We start from the raw sequence: 16,072 nt of genomic DNA, 5'->3' as shown, positions 1-16,072 counted from the left end.
CGCTTACTTCGCGCCCGGACCGTCATAGGTGAGGCCGAAAAAGTCGCCCTTGTTCCACACCGGCCGTTCGTCACCATTCGCGATCGCGTTGGCGATGCGGAAGTTGACGTCGACGAAACGCACGCCCGACTGCCAGTTGATCGCCGGCTGCTGGTCGATCTGGTCCGAGGGCTGGTGGTAATGGTTCTTCATGAAGTGATCGATCGCCGCGCGGCCCGGGCCACCCGCACCCGGCCACAGGAACACCGAGGGCACGCCCTTGCGCACGAAGTTGTAATGGTCCGAACGCACGAAGATATTCTCGCCGGGCAGCGGGTCCTCGGACATCTTCACGCCGATCTCGGCCGCCGCCTTGGCGACGATCGGCCCCAGCGTCGAATGATTGGCGCCGTAAACCACGATATCCTCGAACGGATAGGTGATGATCGGCATGTCGAGGTTCACGTCGGCGACGATGGTGTTCTTGATCGTGGGGTTGTTGGCGAAATAGTCGGAGCCGACCAGCCCCTTCTCTTCCGCCGTCACTGCCAGGAACAGGATCGAGCGGCGCGGCTTGGTGCCCGCCGCCTTGAAGCGCTTGGCCTCCTCGATCAGCGAGGCGGTGCCGATCGCGTCATCGAGCGCGCCGTTGTTGATCGTGTCGCCCTTCGCATCGGGCTTGCCCACGCCGATGTGATCGAGATGGGCGGAGAGCACGACGACTTCGCCGGCCAGCTTGGGATCGCTGCCTTCGATCAGGCCCGCCACGTTGAAGCTCGGCATCGGGGTCAGCGCGGTCTTGGTCGCGATCGTCAGCGTGCCCGGCAACTGGATCGCCTTGAACGTGGCGCCGTCGACTGCGGCGGCCTTGGCGATCGACGCCCAGGGGGTCTTGGCGCCGGCGAACAGCTTCTCGGCACCTGCAAGGCTCAGCAGCCCCAGGCCCGGCGTGCCCGGTGCAGCGACATGGCCGGTGCCGTCGGCATTGCCCCAGGTGACGCGCGGGCGGTTGGCATAGGCGGCATACATCGCGAACGGACGGCTCTTGGCGGAGCGCGGCGACTCGAGCGTGATATAGCCCACCGCACCGTGCTTCTTCGCGATCTCGGCCTTGGCGGCGGGGTTCTGGAAGTGCGCGCCTTCCTCGCCGGGGAAGCTGGAGGGGGCACCGCCGAAAAAGGCGACGATCTTGCCCTTCACGTCGACGCCCTTGTAGTCGTCGCGGCCCAGCCCGACGATGCCATAGCCGACGAACACCACCGGCGCGGTGACGCTGTATTCGGGCTTCTCGGGGTTGGCACCCGCGATGAAGTCCTTGCCGGCTTCGAGCGTGACTGGCGCACCCTTGGCGCGGCCGATCGACATCGCGCCGCTGCCGTCCAGCTTGTAGCTGACCAGCGGCACCTTCTGCAGATAGCCGCCGTCATCGCCCGCCGGTTTGAGGCCCGCCGCATAGAATTGCGACGCGACATAGTCCGCTGCGATCTCGAACTCCGGGGATCCCGCCTCGCGGCCCTTCAGCGCATCGGAGGCGAGGAACATCACATGGCTCTTCAGCGCCGCCTGCTCCGGCGGCAGCGGGGCGTAGATGACGGCATTCCGCTCGGCAACGGTCTGGGCAAGGGCGGGCGACGCCGCGACGAGGAGAAGGGCAAGCGGCGCAGTCGGTCGAAGCATCGGGTTTCCCTGTGGATCGCAAGAATATTTCAAGCCTAGCAGGGATGCCCGGGCGGTCAATTCCCACCCGTTGCCCCCTTCGCGCCATTTCGCTGCCGTACCCGCATGTCGAAGCGCGAATGAAGTTTTCGAGCAAGGTAATCGAGAGAATAGAGTAGCAGCCGGGGCGGCTTGTCCTATATCGAACCGGTATGAGTGACGCCCGCATCGCCGCCGCAGCCCCCCAGGCCATTCGCCGTGAGGATTATCGCCAACCCGACTGGCTGGTGCCGGAGATTGCGCTCGACTTCGATCTCGACCCCGCCGCGACCCGGGTGCGGGCCACGCTCCACGTCACCCGCAACGGCGCGCATGATCGCGCGCTGGTGCTGAACGGCGACGGGCTCGAAGCCGCATCGGTGAAGGTCGATGGCGTTGCCGCGCAGAACTGGCGGATGGACGGCCAGGATCTGGTGATCCCGCTCACCGGCGATGCCCACACGATCGAGACCGAAGTGGTGATCGCGCCCGAGCGCAACACCCAGCTCCAGGGCCTCTATGCCTCGTCGGGGATGCTCTGCACCCAGTGCGAGGCCGAGGGCTTCCGGCGCATCACCTTCTTCCCCGATCGCCCGGACGTTCTCTCCAAGTACAAGGTCCGCATGACCGCCGACAAGGCGCGCTTCCCGGTGCTGCTCGCCAATGGCGACCCGATCGCGCAAGGGCCCGCCGAGGGCGGCCGCCACTGGGCGGAGTGGCACGATCCCTTCCCCAAGCCGAGCTATCTGTTCGCGCTGGTCGCGGGCGATCTCGTCGCCAACACCGGCAGCTTCACGACCATGTCGGGCCGTGAGGTCCAGCTGGGCATCTATGTCCGCGCGCCCGACCTGCCCAAGACCGACCACGCCCTGCATGCGCTGAAGCTCAGCATGAAGTGGGACGAGGACGTCTATGGCCGCGAGTACGATCTCGACGTGTTCAACATCGTCGCGGTCGACGACTTCAACTTCGGCGCGATGGAGAACAAGGGGCTGAACGTCTTCAACAGCCGCTACATCCTCGCCGATCCCGACACCGCCACCGACTGGGACTATGACGCGATCGCCGCGGTGGTCGCGCACGAATATTTCCACAACTGGTCGGGCAACCGCGTCACCTGCCGTGACTGGTTCCAGCTGAGCCTGAAGGAAGGGTTCACCGTCTTCCGCGACCAGAGCTTCTCGGCCGATCAGGGCTCGGCGGCGGTCAAGCGGATCGAGGATGTGCGCTCGCTTCGTGCCAGCCAGTTCCCCGAGGATGCCGGCCCGCTCGCGCACCCGGTGCGCCCGGACGAATATATCGAGATCTCCAACTTCTACACGGCGACCATCTACAACAAGGGCGCCGAGCTGATCCGGATGATGGCCACCATCCTCGGCCCGCAGAAGTTCCGCGCCGCGACCGACCTCTATTTCGATCGCTTCGACGGCACCGCCGCAACCTGCGAGGATTTCGTGGCCAGCATGGAGGAGGCCGGCGGGGTCGATCTCGGCCAGTTCCGCCGCTGGTACAGCCAGGCGGGCACCCCGCGCGTCTCCGCCAACCTCGTGCAGGACGGTGCGACCACCCGCCTCGCGCTCGCCCAGACCGTGCCGCCGACGCCGGGCCAGCCGGTCAAGGAGCCGATGGTCCTCCCGCTCAAGATCCGCCTGTTCGGCGAGAAGAGCGGTGCGCCGCTGACCGACGAACAGCTGGTGCTGCTCGACAAGCCCGAGCAGGAACTGCGCTTCGAGGGCCTGCCCGAGCGCGCGGTGCTGTCGATCAACCGCGGTTTCTCGGCACCGGTGATCGTCGACGCCAATCGCAGCGCGGCCGACCTCGCCTTCCTCTCGGCGCATGACGACGATCCCTTCGCGCGCTACGAGGCGATGCAGCAGCTGATGCTCGACACGCTAGTCGCCGCGGTGACCACCGGCAAGGGCGAGCATGGCGCGCTGATCGACGCGGTCCGCAACACGCTGACCGATCCGTCGCTCGACCGCGCCTTCATCGCCGAGGCGGTGCTGCTCCCCTCGGACAGCTTCATCGGCGACCAGATGGCGGTGGTGGATCCCGATGCGATCTTCCGCGCACGGGAAGCCTTGCGCGCCGATCTCGGCAACCTGCTCGAGCCCGAATGGCGCGCGGCGTACGAAGGCGCACGGGCCAACCGCTTCGAATATTCGCCGGCCGCCAAGGGCGCGCGCCGCCTGAAGAACGTGGCGCTCGGCTATATCGCCGCCAGCGGCGCGGCCGATGCGGCGGAGCTCGCCTATGCGCAGTTCGACGCGGCCGACAACATGACCGATCGCCAGGGCGGGCTCGCCACGCTGGTCAACGGCACGTCGTCGCTGCGGGAGAAGGCGATTCAAGCCTTCTACCAGCGTTATGCCGGCAACGCGCTGGTGCTGGACAAGTGGTTCCAGACCCAGGCACTGTCTTCGCGCGACGACACGCTTGCGGCGGTGGAGAAGCTCGCCAGGCATCCCGACTTCACGCTCGCCAACCCCAACCGGGCGCGGGCGCTGGTCGGCGCGTTCAGCATCAACCAGCGGGCGTTTCATGATCCTTCGGGGCGCGGCTATCGCTTCGTCGCGGACCAGCTGATCGCGCTCGACAAGCTCAATCCGCAGACTGCCGCCAAGCTGGTGCCGCCGCTCGGCCGCTGGAAGCGCTTCGACGCCGACCGCGCCGCCAAGATGCGCGGCGAGCTGGAACGGATCGTCGCCAGCCCGGGCCTGAGCAAGGACATGTTCGAACAGGCCACCAAGTCGCTCGACTGATGCTCCGGCTGCTCACCGCCACGGTCCGCGATTCCGCCCGGGTGCGGACCGTGGCGGCCGTGGCGGCGCGCTTCGGGCTGGGCGTGCTGCTGGAGACGCTCGGCTTTGCGGGCGAGGCCGATGCCGCCGATCCCGAGACCGGTGCCCTGCCCCTGCCCCGCCGCACCCGGCTGGCACTGGAGGCGCTGGGCCCCACCTATGTGAAGATCGGCCAGATTCTCGCGACGCGCGGCGACCTGCTGCCGCCCGAGTGGATCGCCGAGCTGGAACGGCTCCAGAGCGCCGCGCCGACGTTGCCCTTCGAGGCGATCCGCGGCGAGGTGGAAGCCGCGCTCGGCATGCCGCCGGAAGAAGCGTTCGCCTCGTTCGACCCGACGCCGCTGGCTGCTGCCTCGATGGCGCAGGTCCATCGTGCGCGGCTGGCGGATGGCCGCGAGGTGGTGCTGAAGGTGCGCCGCCCGGGCATCCGCGCGGCGATGGAGGCGGACCTGCGGCTGATCGGCGAGCTCGCCGCGCTGGTCGCACAGAGCAGCGCGGAGGCGCGACGGTTCGAGCCGGTGGCGCTCGCCCGGCAGCTCCGCCAGGCCTTGTTGGAGGAGCTCGACTTCACCAACGAGGGCCGCAACGCCGATCTGCTGCGCGCCGACATGGCCGACACGCCGCGCGTCGTGGTGCCCGAGATCCATTGGCAGTGGACGTCCGAGACGCTGCTGGTGATGGACTATATCGCCGGCGTGAAGCCGGTATCCGGCGAAGCGCTGCGGGCCGCCGGGATCGATCCCGAAGCCATCGCCGAGCTGGGCGCCGATACCGTGATCGCGATGGTGCTGGTCAACGGCCGCTTCCATGCCGATCCGCACCCCGGCAATCTGCTCTGCCTGCCCGGCGACAGGCTGGCGCTGCTGGACCTCGGCTCGATCGGCCATGTCGGGCCGAAGCGCCGCGACGAGTTCATCGCCTTCGTGCTGGCGCTGACCGGCGGCAACGCCCGGGCGCTCGCCGACACGCTGGCGCTATGGAGCGAGGGGCATGCCGTCCCCCGCCGCACGATCGACCGCGCGGCCGAGGCGATTGTTCAGCGCCATGGCGGCGGCAAGCTCGTGCTCTCGGCGATGATGCCCGATTTCCTGCGGCTGCTGCGCGAGGAAAGGCTGGTGCTGCCGCCGGACCTGCTGCTGGTGTTCAAGGCGATGGTGACGATGGACGGCGTGCTCGACCGCATCGCACCGGGTTTCGACCTGTCGGGTGCGATCGGACGGGCGCAGGTCGCGCTGCTGGCGAACCGCTTCGGCCCGGCGCGGATGGCGGCCAGCTCGGCGGCGCTGGCACTGGCATTGGTGGAGCTCGGCGAGGACGCGCCACGCCTGCTGCGCGCGGCGGCGGCGCGGCTCGAAGCGCCGGCGGCGGATACCGGCGTGGCAGCGGCGGTCACCAAGGCGGGCGGGTGGATCGCGACGGCGCTAGTGGCCGGCGCGGGGCTGATCGCTGCGGCGCTCTGGCTGGCTTAAGCCTTCGCTTCCCTCCCGCTTGCGGGAGCGGTCGGGGGAGGGGATGGCGGTTTCGCGCAACAAGACGCGTCAGCAAAAGCCTCCACGTCAGCCCCTCCCCTAACCCCTCCCGCAAGCGGGAGGGGAACGAGGTCACCCCATCACGTTCCGGCCGCGCTGCACGATCGCGCTATGCCCCACGCTCGCCTTCAGGCTGCGGTCGGTCACCGTGTCCATGAACACCCAGTCGTTGCGCGCCTGATCGGGCGTGAGCGTCAGCGCCATATAGCCGCGGCGGCTGGTGTCGCACCATTTCAGCTCGGGATTCGCCTTGACCATCGCGGCGGCGACCACCTTCGGATCGGTCTTGAGCGCGCTTTCGAAGCCCGGCGAGGTCACCGCATGGCCGGCGAACTCGACGCCCGCCGCCTTGCCGTCCTGCGCGAGATCGAACGCCCAGGCATTGTGGCTGTCGCCGCACACGACGAGCAGGTTCGCGCCCATGCTCTGCGACGACTTCAGGAATCGCGCCCGCGCCGCCGGATAGCCGCCCCAGCTGTCATAGCCGAGCGGCAGGCCCAGTCTGCCCGCCAGCACGCCCGCCTGGACATAGGCCTTGGCGCGCGGATCGGCGTCCGGCGCCAGCCAGCCCATCGCATCGGCCGGGGTGGTGAGGTTGCCCATGATCGTGCCGAAGCCGACCACCTGCCAGCGCTGCCCCGCCTTGACCGAGCGGCGCATCGCATGGTCGAGCCACACTTCCTGCTCGCTGCCGAGCATCGTCACCGCCGGATCGTGCCAGGCCCCGTCGCGGAACGCGGTGAGCGCCTTGACCGGATCGGCTTCCTTGAACAGCGGGGCGACATCGGGCTGCTGGCTGCGCGCGAGCAGCCGGCTCTCGGTGCGGAAGAAGGTCGCCAGCGTGCCGATCTCGTAACTGCCCCAGGGCGTCTCGGACACCGGCATCCACTCGCGGAACACCTGCATCGCCGCGGCCTTGCGCGCGCTCCAATCCCCTTCCTTGTCAGGCTGGTGGTTCTCGGCGCCGCCTTCCCAGCTGTCGTTCGCGCTTTCATGGTCGTCCCACTGGACGAGCATCGGCTTGTTTGCATGCAGCGCCTGGAGATCGGGATCGGCGCGGTAGCTGGCGTAGCGCAGGCGGTAATCGGCGAGGTGGATCATCTCGCCCGCCGGCTCGGGCCAGCGGCCACCGATCGCGCCGCCGGCCGGCGCATAGCCGCCCTTGGCATATTCGTAGAGATAGTCGCCGAGATGCACCCACAGGTCGATGTCGTCGCGGGCGGCGGCATGGCCATAGGCGTTGAACCAGCCGAACGGCAGGTTCGAACAGGAGAAGATCGCGATGCCGAAGCGGCGCGCATCGCCCAGCGGCAGCGTCTTGGTACGGCCCACCGGCGAGAAGCTGCCGTCGGGTGCCACGAAACGGTAGAAATAGCGCGTGTCGGGCGAAAGGCCGGCCAGGGTCACCTTGGCGGTGTGGTCGCGCCACGCGCCGGTGATCTGCTCGCCTTCGGCGACGATGCGGGTGAAGTCGGCGCTGGTGGCGATCTGCGCGCGCAACTTCACCGCGCCGCCATCGGCGGGCACGTAGCGCGTCCATAGCAGCATCGTGTCCGGCCCCGGCTCGCCGCTCGCCACCGAATGGGTGAAGCCGCGGGCGGTCGCCTGGGCAAGCGCGATGCCGGGAAGTGCCAGCGCACCGATTCCCAGGGTTCCGGTGAGCAGCAGCGCGCGGCGGTCGAGTCGGAGAGTCATCTTGTCGCGTCCCTTGTTCGGTCGGCCGCTCCCTGCCGCGGCTAGGTGTCGTGTTCGTGACAGCGACGCAAAGCTAGGCTAGGCATTTCGGCGAATCGGGTTTTTGGGGCGTGACAACTGGGGGAACGCACCCTGCCGAGCGGGAAGACCGCCGGCGGCACGGAGACGAAGGCGCACGTGAAGGCATTCCCAACCGCGCCGGGCCTCGCCCGGTCGCCTCGCCGCATGACTGCGGCTCCACCCTCCTTGGCGCGCAGCATCGCCCGCTGATGGCAACGCGTATCGCTTCCCTCGGCATTGCCGAGCCGAAAGCCGGGCTCGCCGCGGCAGCAGCAGCCCTGCCACGCTGGATGGCGCTGCTGGCGACGGCGGTCGCCGTGCGCGCCGTCACCTTCGGCAATCCGCTGGTGGCGGTCGACGAGCAATTCTACTGGGTCACCGCCCAGCGACTGCTCGACGGCGCGCTACCCTTCGTCGACATTTGGGATCGCAAGCCCGTCGGACTGTTCCTGCTCTATGCCCCCGCGGCGGCGCTGGGCATGCCCTGGGGCATCCTCACCTATCAGCTGATGGCGCTCGCCTGCGTGGTGCTCACCGCCGGCATGATCGCACGGACGGCCGACCGGGTCGGCTGGAGCGCCGGCGCGCTGCCGGCTGCCCTGCTCTACATCCTGATGCTCAACGTGGCGGACGGCCAGGGCGGTCAGGCGCCGGTCTTCTACAACCTGCTCACCATGGGTGCGGTCGCACTGCTGCTGCCGCGCGCCGACGATCGCGATGGCGATCCGGTCCGCATCGGGCGCAACCTGCTCGCGATGCTGCTGATCGGGCTGGCGCTGCAGGTGAAGTACACCGTGCTGTTCGAGGGCCTGTTCCTCGGCCTGTGGCTGCTGCGCCGCGAATCGGTGCTCGGTGCGAACCTCCACCATGTCGCCCGGCGCGGTCTCGGCTATGCCGGCATGGCGATGCTGCCGACACTGCTCGCCGCCGGCGCCTATGCCTGGCTCGGCCATTTCGATGCCTGGGCCTATGCCAATTTCGGCTCGATCCTCGACCGCCGCAGCGACCCGTTCATCGACCTGGTCGGCGCCTTCTTCGAAGTGATGGTGCCGCTCGCGCCGCTGCTGGTGCTGAGCGGCCTCGGCTGGGCGCGGATGCGGCGCGCGGGCGGCCCTTCCGCCGCCGAGGGGCTGCTGCTCGGCTGGCTGGTCGCGGCGATGGTCGGACTGCTCGTATTCGGCTCCTGGTTCCCGCATTATGCGCTGCCGGCGATGGTACCGGGAAGCCTGTGCTGCGCCGGTTTCTTTGCGCAGGACCGGATCGGCCGCCGCATCGTCGCCCCCGTCCTCCTCGCGGTGGCCCTGATCGCGGGCACGATCTGCGTGCTCGCCGCCCAAGTCAAGCGCGGCAGCGCCGCCCAGCTGGCGACGATCGCCGACGCCATCGGCCGGGGGCCGGGCTGCCTCTACGTCCAGTCGGGTGATTCGATGCTCTACGGCGCCACCGGCCGCTGCGCACTGAGCCCCTGGCTGTTCCCCAGCCATTTGTCGCGCGAGCGCGAAAACGGCGCGCTCGGAGTGGATCAGATCGCCGAAGTCGACCGCATCTTCGCGCAGCGCCCGGCGGTGGTGGTGATGCGCACGCCGTTCCGCGGCGAGCGGCTGGCGGTGCGCGCGCATGTGCAGCGCTATCTCCACCGCCTCGGCTATGCGTCGCGCGGCACCTATTGGATGGGCACCGTGCCGACCACCGTCTATGCCGCGCCCGAGATGTCCTCGACCACCGCACCGCCGCGCCGGGCGGCCAGCAAGCCGGCATAATAGTCCATCAGCGCGGCGGCGTGATCGGCGTCGCTGCGCACCTTGGCGGCGCCCACGCGCGCGGCATGGCGCAGGATCGTCTGGTCGCGCGCGAACAGCCGGCGGATCGCATCCGCCGCCGACAGCGTGTCGCGCGCCGCATAGGTCTCGGCAAAGGGCGGCTCGGCAATCTCGGCAAACCCGCCCTCGTCCGGTCCGATCAGCGGCAGGCCCGAGGCGAGCGCCTCCCAGGCGACCAGCCCGAACGGCTCGGCATCGGAACCGTGGATCAGCGCATCGCAACTCGCGATGATGCGCGAGAGCCGCAACCGATCATAGACCGGGCGGAAGATGCGGATGTGCGGGCTGTCGGCGATCAGCGCCTCGAGCTGCGAGCGCTGCGGCCCGTCGCCGAGCAGCATCAGCCCCACCGGCAGGTCGTTCGCGGCAGCCTCCACCGCCTCGATCACCAGCGGCCAGCGCTTCTCCTTGTGCTGGCGCCCGAGCCCGAGCAGCAAATGCCCCTCGGGCGGCAGGCCCAGTTGCGCGAGCAGCGACACCCGCAGCTTCTCGTCGCGCAGATCGGGGGAGAACCAGCCCCGGTCGATCCCCAGCGGCACCGAGGCATCGACCTTGAGCCCGCGCCGTTCGAACCTTTTGGCAAGCGCGGGACCGTTGGTCACGAACGCGTCATAGTGCGCCAGGAACCGCGCCATATACTTGGTGTACCAACCGAACGCCTGCTCGACCTGGAGCGGGGTCGCGACATTGTCGAGCCAGCGCTGCGGATAGGTGCCGACCAGGTCGCCATGCGCGAAATAGACCTTGAGCGCATCGCCCTGCCACCGCCCCACCGTCCAGGCAGGGAGCCAGGGCGAGCTGTTCTCGACGATGTCGGGCTTGAGCCGATCGAGCGCGGCCCAGACCGGCTCGTCCTTGACGAAGATGCGGTAATTGCGATCGAGCAGCAGCGGCGGGGCCTTGATCCAGTGGATCGCGCCGCCGCCGGGGCGCTCCTCCACTGCATTTTCCGCACCGGGCGCCACGACGATCAGCTCGTGCCCCAGATCGGCCATCAGGCCCATCTTGCGATCGAGATAAGTGCGTACGCCGCCGCCGGTGGGAGAGTAGAACTCGTTGACGTCGACGATGCGCATGCTGGTCCTCAATCGAGCGGGCTGAACCCTCCCAGGCCGCGCAGATACTGCGCCCGAATGTTCACCGTAGTCACTCCGTTCCCGACGCGCACCATCGCCTGCCGCAATTTGGGACGGCTGCGGCCCAGACGCTGGTTGGACGGGAAGCCGGCGCCGTCCGACCAGAAGTTGAACTTGTTCTTGCCGTCGCGGTCATGGGTGAACAGCACCGCATATTCGCCGGGCGCCGGCACGCGGATGCACAGGATCACCGGGCCCGAGGGCGGCGTGTTCGCCCAGATGCGGCGGAAGGTCTTGCCCTCCTTGGCCAGATCCCGGTCGTCCTTGAGGAAGTCCTCCTCGGTCGCCGGATACAGTTCCAGCTTCAACCTGCCGCTGCGGTCCTTGAGGCCGGTGATCTCGGCCTGGATGGCGGGGCCGCGGCCGCTGGTGCAGGCGCCGGCGTCCTCGCCCAGCGTCTGCGCGGTGGCCGGATGCGCGGCGGCAGCGGCAAGCAGTGTCGCGGCCAGAAGGGCGGTGCGCGTCATGCGGTTTTCCTCGTGAGCAAAGCGTGCAGGCCGAAGCCCGCGATCAGGACCATGTGCGCGGCCAGCGAAAGGCCGGCGATCAGCGCCATCAGTTCGGACAAGGCCTCGCCCTGGCCGATGATCATGATCGCGAAGCTGGCGAACAGCAGTTCCTTGTTCGGCACCAGCGGCAGGCGCCAGGCGAGCAGGCGGCCCGCCGACAGCAGCAGCCAGATGCCGATCGAGACCTGCGGCATCGCGAAATGCCAGGCGAAGGCGATCAGCACCGAACTGGTGATGATGCGGATGCAGTGGATCCCGAACACCCACCACAGCGCGCCGCGCGGCAGCGAGAAGACCCGCTTGGAAAAGATCAGGAACGGCAGCGACATCGCGAAGATCAGCGCGACCGAGCCCATCAGCGTGTTGAACTCGGCGGGCTTCAGCAGGTCGATGCCGAAGGGCAGTGCCATCGCCACCACCGCCAGCGTCATCGCGTTGCCGGCGATGGCCGAGAGGATCGTCACGTCCTTCACCGCGCCGAAGGGGGCCGCGACCATCTGGGTGCGCTGCCGTGCCCAGGCGTAGAAATAGGCCTCGCCCGAATAGCCGAGCAGCACTTCGTTCGCGATCCGCTTCTTGTGCAGCGCGATCATCCCGTCAATCGGGATCCGCCACAGCTTACGGAAGATGATGTAGTCGAAGGTCGGCGAGCCGAGATAATAGAGCACGAAGACGAGGTAGAAGAGCGGGTTGGTGGGCATCGCCCGCGCCAGCCCGGTCAGCCCGCCGCCGAACAGCTCGCGCGCCAGCCCCGCCACCATCAGCAGCGTGAGACCCGCGCCCAGCCACATCGGCCAGCGACGCTTGATCTTCTCGACGGGCTCGAGGCCGCCAAGATCGGGTGCAGCCGGAATCGCGGCTTCGGCCATGCGCGTGTTCACCGAAGCCTCCCCAGCCTGCCTGTTCAATCCATTCAAAAGCGCCACCGACAAGACCGAAACATTCACTCACTTCCCGCGTTTCGACGGCTTCCCCATCCGGGTCGCGTCGCGCGACGCTAGGCTTTCCCAACACATTGCGGTTTATTCCGGCAGCGATTTGGGCTTTAGAAAGGCAAACCGCAAGTAGATGCTGTACCACTCCCCCCCCTCCACGCCGCTCCACATCCTGGCGTTCGCAGAGACTCTGCAGGGCGGCGGCGTCGAACGTGCGCTGCTGCGCATGACGGCGGGGTGGCGCGAACGGGGACATCGGGTAACGCTGGTGCTGGGGGCGTGCGAGGGGCCGCTGGCAGCCGAACTCCCCGCCGGCATCGAGCTGATCGAGCTGGGCAGCCCGCATTATCCGATCCTGATGCGGCTGCCCGGCGTCGTCCGCAAGGTCGATCCCGACGTGGTGTTCTGCCCGGGCAACTACTACACCGCCGCCGCCGCGATGATCCGCCTCCGCCTCGGCCGCGACTGCCCGCCGATCATCGCCAAGGTGTCGAATGCGCTGGTGCGGCACGAGATGTGGCGGATGGTCGCGTGGGGCTATAACCGCTGGCTCCGCTGGCACCCCCGGTTCCTCGATCACGTCGTGGCGATGACCCCGGCGATGGCGCGCGAGGCGATGGCGAAGATGGCCCTGCCCGCGGATCGGGTGAGCGTGATCGCCAACCCGCCAGCCGAGCGCATCGCCGATGCCGCGCCGATCGCGCTGCCGGACGCACGCTACATCGTCGGCGTCGGCCGGCTGGAGGCGCAGAAGCGCTGGGACCGGCTGATCGATGCGCTGCCGCGGCTCGCCGATCCGGAGATCCGGCTGCTGCTGCTCGGCGAAGGCAGCGCGCGTGCGCCGCTGGAGGCGCAGGTGGCGCGGCTCGGCCTCGCCGACCGGGTGACGATGCCCGGCCATGTCAGCGATCCGCTCCCGGCATTGAAGCACGCCACCGTGGCGGCGCTGACCTCGGATTATGAAGGCGTGCCCGGCGTGGTCCGCGAGGCACTGTCGCAGGGCACGCCGGTGGTCGCGACCGAGGCGAGCGTGGCGGTGCGCGAACTTATCGACTCGCCGGCGCTCGGCACCGTGGTTCCGCGCGAGGATGGCGATGCGCTGGTCGCGGCGCTCGACCATTGGCTCGTGCCCGGCCGGGCCCGTCCAGCCCCTCGCGCCGACGAAGGTGATCCCGTCGGCGACTATCTCGCGCTGTTCAGCCGGCTCGCCCGTCAGCGCATCGCGTAGCGCAGGCCGATCCACAGCGTACGCGGCGTCGCGCGCTCGATGACGTTGCCGCCGCTGATCCCCGCCTGCACTTCGGCATCGAACAGATTCTCGGCGCGGCCTTCGATCCGCAGCGCGCGGGTGACCGGCACGCCCAGCGTCGCATCGACGGTCCAGGCCGAATCGAGCTCGGCACTGTTCTGGTCGTCCTCGAACCGGGCCCCGGCATAACGCGCCGTCACCGACGCATTGGCCAGCGCCGCGCGCCAGGCGAGCGTCGCCGATCCCTGAAAGCGCGGGGTCTGCGCCGGGCGCAGCCCGTCGAGCGACGTGGCTGCGCCGGAGGCATGGACGCGGCTGTCGGCATAGGCCCAGGAACCGGCGAGACTCCAGGCGCCGAGCGTCCAGTGGCCGTCCAGTTCGATACCTTTGGCCTCGACCGCTTCGAGATTCTGTCGCTGGCGATAGGCCCCCGCCGCCGAGACGAAGCCGACGCCGGGGAAGGTCCCCGGTCCGCGCGACAGCGTGACGTTGGCGATCGCGCCGTCGAGCCGGTTCAAATAGCCGGTCGCGCGGAAGACGAGGTCGGGCACGGGCCGGAGGTCGACGCCCACTTCGCCGCCCCATAGCCGCTCGGGATCGAGACCCGAATTGGCCGCGGTGGCGTCGGCGCCCGCGCGGAACGGGCGGTAGAGTTCGTTGAGTGTCGGCAGCCGCCAGCCGCGATAGCCGGCCGCGCGCAGCGTCACCGGGCCCATCGCATAGGCGGCACCCAGCCGCCCGGTCGGCTCCCAGCCATGGCGGTTGCTGTACCGCGTGTCGGTCAGCACCGGGCCGGCGGCGAGCGGCGCCTCGAACAGGCTACCGTCATGGATCGTCCAATGGTCCAGGCGCCCGCCGGCATCGAGCGTCCAGCCACCACTGGTGTAGCTGGCATTGGCGAAGCCGCCCGTCGTGAGGCTCGCGCCGCCGGCGATCCGCCGCCGCGTCGGGCTGGTGCCGACGAAGGTGTAGAGTTCGCGGGTCTCGCCCGAGACGCGGCGCAGGTCGCCGCCGAGCCGCAGCGTAACGCCCCCGCCCACCGGCGGGGCGACTTCGATCCGGCCGCCGATGCCGGTCGCGGGCACTTCCTGCTGCACGACGGGGCTTACCGTGTCGCGCGCGGCGGAGATGCTGGCGAAACCGCTCTCGAATTGGCGGACCTGGAGATATGCGAGCGCGGACCAGCCCCATTCGCCCTTCTGCCCGTTGCCGCGGTGGACGAGGCGCACGCTGGCGTCCGCGCCCTTGCTCAGCACACCGGTGAAGGCGGTGCCGCGGTCGCGCTGGTCGGTGAAGCCGGAGAGATTGGTCTGGAGTTCGGTGCCGCCCCCGATGTTGGTGACGCCCCGCACCGCGACGCTGGCCTGCTCATAGGGCGCTGCGCGATCGACACGGCCGGGCTTCACGATCGGCACGAAGCCGTCGCTGCGGCCATATTGCCCCGCGACCGTGAAGAAGCCGCCGCTGACCGGCACCGCGGCGACGGCGTTGGCGTCGACGCTGTTCCGGCTGCCGTAGAAAGCACCAAGGTTCAGCGAGCCCAGCTCGGTAGGACTGCCGCTCTCCAGCTCGACCGTGCCCGCCAGCGCTCCGGGGCCGGCAAAGCCGCTGCCACCACCGCGCGTCACGCGCACACCGGCGAGCCGGCCGGGCATATAGGCCGGGAACGGCACCCAGCCACCGAACGGATCGGTCTGCGGCACGCCGTCGAGCAGCAACAGCGCGCGGCTCGAGGCATTGCCGCCCAGCCCGCGCAGCGTGATCCCCTGGCTGGTCGGATGCGCCGAGGTGGAGGTCGAGCGGCGGAACTGCGCGAGCCCCGCGACATCGGCCAGCACGTCCTCGATCCGGTTGCTGGCGGTCTCGGCCAGCCGGGCGCGGTCGATCGTCACCACGGCATAGGCGGCATCGCCCGGCGGCACGTCGAGCCCGCGGCCAGTGACGACGATCTCGTCCTGCGAACGATCCTGCGCGACCGCAGGCGCCGCCACGCACAGCGCGGCAACCGCGCATCCCAGTTTTTCAAGCATGTGGTGCGACGGTATCCGGATGGGCGGCGACGAAAGCCGGATGGGAAACGGCCGCCGCTTCGGCGCGCAGCAGCAGGGGATAGGCATCCAGCGGCACGGCGAAGCGCCGGGCGTTGAACAGTTGCGGGACCAGGAAACAGTCGGAGATGTCGGGTGCGGCACCCCCGAGGAACGGGCCGTCGCCGCCGGAGTTGCGCACCATCGCCTCCAGCGCCGAAAAACCCTCGGCCATCCAGTGCGCCGTCCAGGCCGAGCGCGTCGCGGCATCGGCGCCGACGCCATGCTCCAGATGGCGCATCACCCGCAGATTGTTGATAGGATGCACGTCCATCCCGATCACCATCGCCCGCGCCAGCGCGTCGGCCCGGGCATCCGGATCGGCCGGGATCAGCCGCGGTTCGGGATAGCGCGCGTCGAGCCAGTCGAGGATCGCCAGGCTCTGGGTGAAGACGCGGCCGTCCGCCTCCAGCGCGGGGACCAGCCCCTGCGGGTTGCGCGCGAGATGCGCGGGGCTGCGCTGGGCGTTCTCCAGCAAGGGGACCTCGTGCCGCACATGCTCCACCCCTTTGAGGGCGAGCGCGATCCGCACCCGATACCCCGCCGAGGAGCGGAAATAGTCGTGCAGCACGAGCAT

The 16,072-nt window shown here is 69.2% G+C and carries 12 protein-coding genes; 5 read left to right on the top strand and 7 right to left on the bottom strand.

All coding sequences use genetic code 11. The features are described 5' to 3' along the window. Positions 1–3 precede the first annotated feature (3 nt). A complete protein-coding gene (locus CA234_RS00725) occupies positions 4–1,656 on the bottom strand; it encodes a M28 family metallopeptidase (protein ID WP_126000640.1) in 1,653 nt (550 codons plus the stop codon). Positions 1,657–1,847: 191 nt separating this feature from the next. On the opposite strand from CA234_RS00725, the gene pepN reads away from it, so the two are divergent. Further along, positions 1,848–4,436 (top strand): aminopeptidase N, encoded by a 2,589-nt coding sequence (gene pepN / locus CA234_RS00720; protein WP_125975934.1) that lies wholly within the window; start codon positions 1,848–1,850, stop codon positions 4,434–4,436. Next, entirely contained in the window at positions 4,436–5,944 is a 1,509-nt protein-coding gene (locus CA234_RS00715) for an AarF/ABC1/UbiB kinase family protein (protein ID WP_125975936.1), read from the top strand. The genes pepN and CA234_RS00715 overlap by 1 nt, the downstream gene beginning before the upstream one ends. Positions 5,945–6,076: 132 nt before the next feature. Here the strand turns inward: CA234_RS00715 and CA234_RS00710 are convergent, their stop codons facing one another. Continuing rightward, entirely contained in the window at positions 6,077–7,699 is a 1,623-nt protein-coding gene (locus tag CA234_RS00710) for an alkaline phosphatase D family protein (RefSeq protein WP_125975938.1), read from the bottom strand. A 269-nt stretch (positions 7,700–7,968) separates the two neighbouring features. Here CA234_RS00710 and CA234_RS00705 point away from each other — a divergent pair, with 269 nt between their 5' ends. Continuing rightward, a complete protein-coding gene (locus CA234_RS00705) occupies positions 7,969–9,519 on the top strand; it encodes a hypothetical protein (RefSeq protein WP_126000639.1) in 1,551 nt (516 codons plus the stop codon). Here the strand turns inward: CA234_RS00705 and CA234_RS00700 are convergent. From CA234_RS00700 to CA234_RS00690, 3 genes are read right to left on the bottom strand one after another with little or no spacing between them, the layout of a single operon-like run. Then, positions 9,453–10,655: a glycosyltransferase gene (locus CA234_RS00700; protein ID WP_126000638.1), complete on the bottom strand. Its 1,203-nt coding sequence runs from the start codon at positions 10,653–10,655 to the stop codon at positions 9,453–9,455. The two genes, CA234_RS00705 and CA234_RS00700, sit on opposite strands and share 67 nt — an antisense overlap. A gap of 8 nt (positions 10,656–10,663) precedes the next feature. Further along, the gene (locus CA234_RS00695; protein ID WP_125975944.1) at positions 10,664–11,182 is read right to left on the bottom strand and encodes a DUF2141 domain-containing protein; all 519 of its coding nucleotides are present in this window, start codon (positions 11,180–11,182) and stop codon (positions 10,664–10,666) included. After that, positions 11,179–12,105, bottom strand: a complete 927-nt coding sequence (locus CA234_RS00690; protein WP_241213119.1) for a hypothetical protein — start codon at positions 12,103–12,105, stop codon at positions 11,179–11,181. Before CA234_RS00690 ends, CA234_RS00695 begins: the two co-directional genes overlap by 4 nt. On the opposite strand from CA234_RS00690, the gene CA234_RS00685 reads away from it, so the two are divergent. Together CA234_RS00685 and CA234_RS00680 are read left to right on the top strand one after the other, a co-directional pair. Further along, positions 12,092–12,292: a hypothetical protein gene (locus tag CA234_RS00685; protein WP_125975947.1), complete on the top strand. Its 201-nt coding sequence runs from the start codon at positions 12,092–12,094 to the stop codon at positions 12,290–12,292. The genes CA234_RS00690 and CA234_RS00685 overlap by 14 nt on opposite strands. Then, positions 12,293–13,387: a glycosyltransferase gene (locus tag CA234_RS00680; protein ID WP_126000637.1), complete on the top strand. Its 1,095-nt coding sequence runs from the start codon at positions 12,293–12,295 to the stop codon at positions 13,385–13,387. It begins immediately after the preceding gene. On the opposite strand, the gene CA234_RS00675 is transcribed toward CA234_RS00680, so the two are convergent. Further along, positions 13,372–15,438 carry a TonB-dependent receptor gene (locus tag CA234_RS00675; RefSeq protein WP_126000636.1) on the bottom strand — a complete coding sequence of 689 codons (2,067 nt, stop codon included), beginning with the start codon at positions 15,436–15,438 and terminating at the stop codon, positions 13,372–13,374. The two genes, CA234_RS00680 and CA234_RS00675, sit on opposite strands and share 16 nt — an antisense overlap. After that, on the bottom strand, positions 15,431–16,072 hold the full coding sequence (gene maiA / locus CA234_RS00670) for a maleylacetoacetate isomerase (RefSeq protein ID WP_126000635.1): 642 nt from the start codon (positions 16,070–16,072) through the stop codon (positions 15,431–15,433). Before maiA ends, CA234_RS00675 begins: the two co-directional genes overlap by 8 nt.

It is taken from the genome of Sphingomonas sp. ABOLE, assembly GCF_003950455.1.
Classification (GTDB): domain Bacteria; phylum Pseudomonadota; class Alphaproteobacteria; order Sphingomonadales; family Sphingomonadaceae; genus Sphingomonas; species Sphingomonas trueperi.
The sequence above is the reverse complement of the archived record's forward strand: the minus strand, read 5'-3'. Positions and strand labels throughout refer to the sequence as shown.

What these genes read in the sequence shown, in the direction of transcription:
- CA234_RS00725 (WP_126000640.1), bottom strand. Translation starts at nt 1,656, where the DNA reads ATGCTTCGACCGACTGCGCCGCTTGCCCTTCTCCTCGTCGCGGCGTCG.
- pepN (WP_125975934.1), top strand. Translation starts at nt 1,848, where the DNA reads ATGAGTGACGCCCGCATCGCCGCCGCAGCCCCCCAGGCCATTCGCCGT.
- CA234_RS00715 (WP_125975936.1), top strand. Translation starts at nt 4,436, where the DNA reads ATGCTCCGGCTGCTCACCGCCACGGTCCGCGATTCCGCCCGGGTGCGG.
- CA234_RS00710 (WP_125975938.1), bottom strand. Translation starts at nt 7,699, where the DNA reads ATGACTCTCCGACTCGACCGCCGCGCGCTGCTGCTCACCGGAACCCTG.
- CA234_RS00705 (WP_126000639.1), top strand. Translation starts at nt 7,969, where the DNA reads ATGGCAACGCGTATCGCTTCCCTCGGCATTGCCGAGCCGAAAGCCGGG.
- CA234_RS00700 (WP_126000638.1), bottom strand. Translation starts at nt 10,655, where the DNA reads ATGCGCATCGTCGACGTCAACGAGTTCTACTCTCCCACCGGCGGCGGC.
- CA234_RS00695 (WP_125975944.1), bottom strand. Translation starts at nt 11,182, where the DNA reads ATGACGCGCACCGCCCTTCTGGCCGCGACACTGCTTGCCGCTGCCGCC.
- CA234_RS00685 (WP_125975947.1), top strand. Translation starts at nt 12,092, where the DNA reads ATGCGCGTGTTCACCGAAGCCTCCCCAGCCTGCCTGTTCAATCCATTC.
- CA234_RS00680 (WP_126000637.1), top strand. Translation starts at nt 12,293, where the DNA reads ATGCTGTACCACTCCCCCCCCTCCACGCCGCTCCACATCCTGGCGTTC.
- CA234_RS00675 (WP_126000636.1), bottom strand. Translation starts at nt 15,438, where the DNA reads ATGCTTGAAAAACTGGGATGCGCGGTTGCCGCGCTGTGCGTGGCGGCG.
- maiA (WP_126000635.1), bottom strand. Translation starts at nt 16,072, where the DNA reads ATGCTCGTGCTGCACGACTATTTCCGCTCCTCGGCGGGGTATCGGGTG.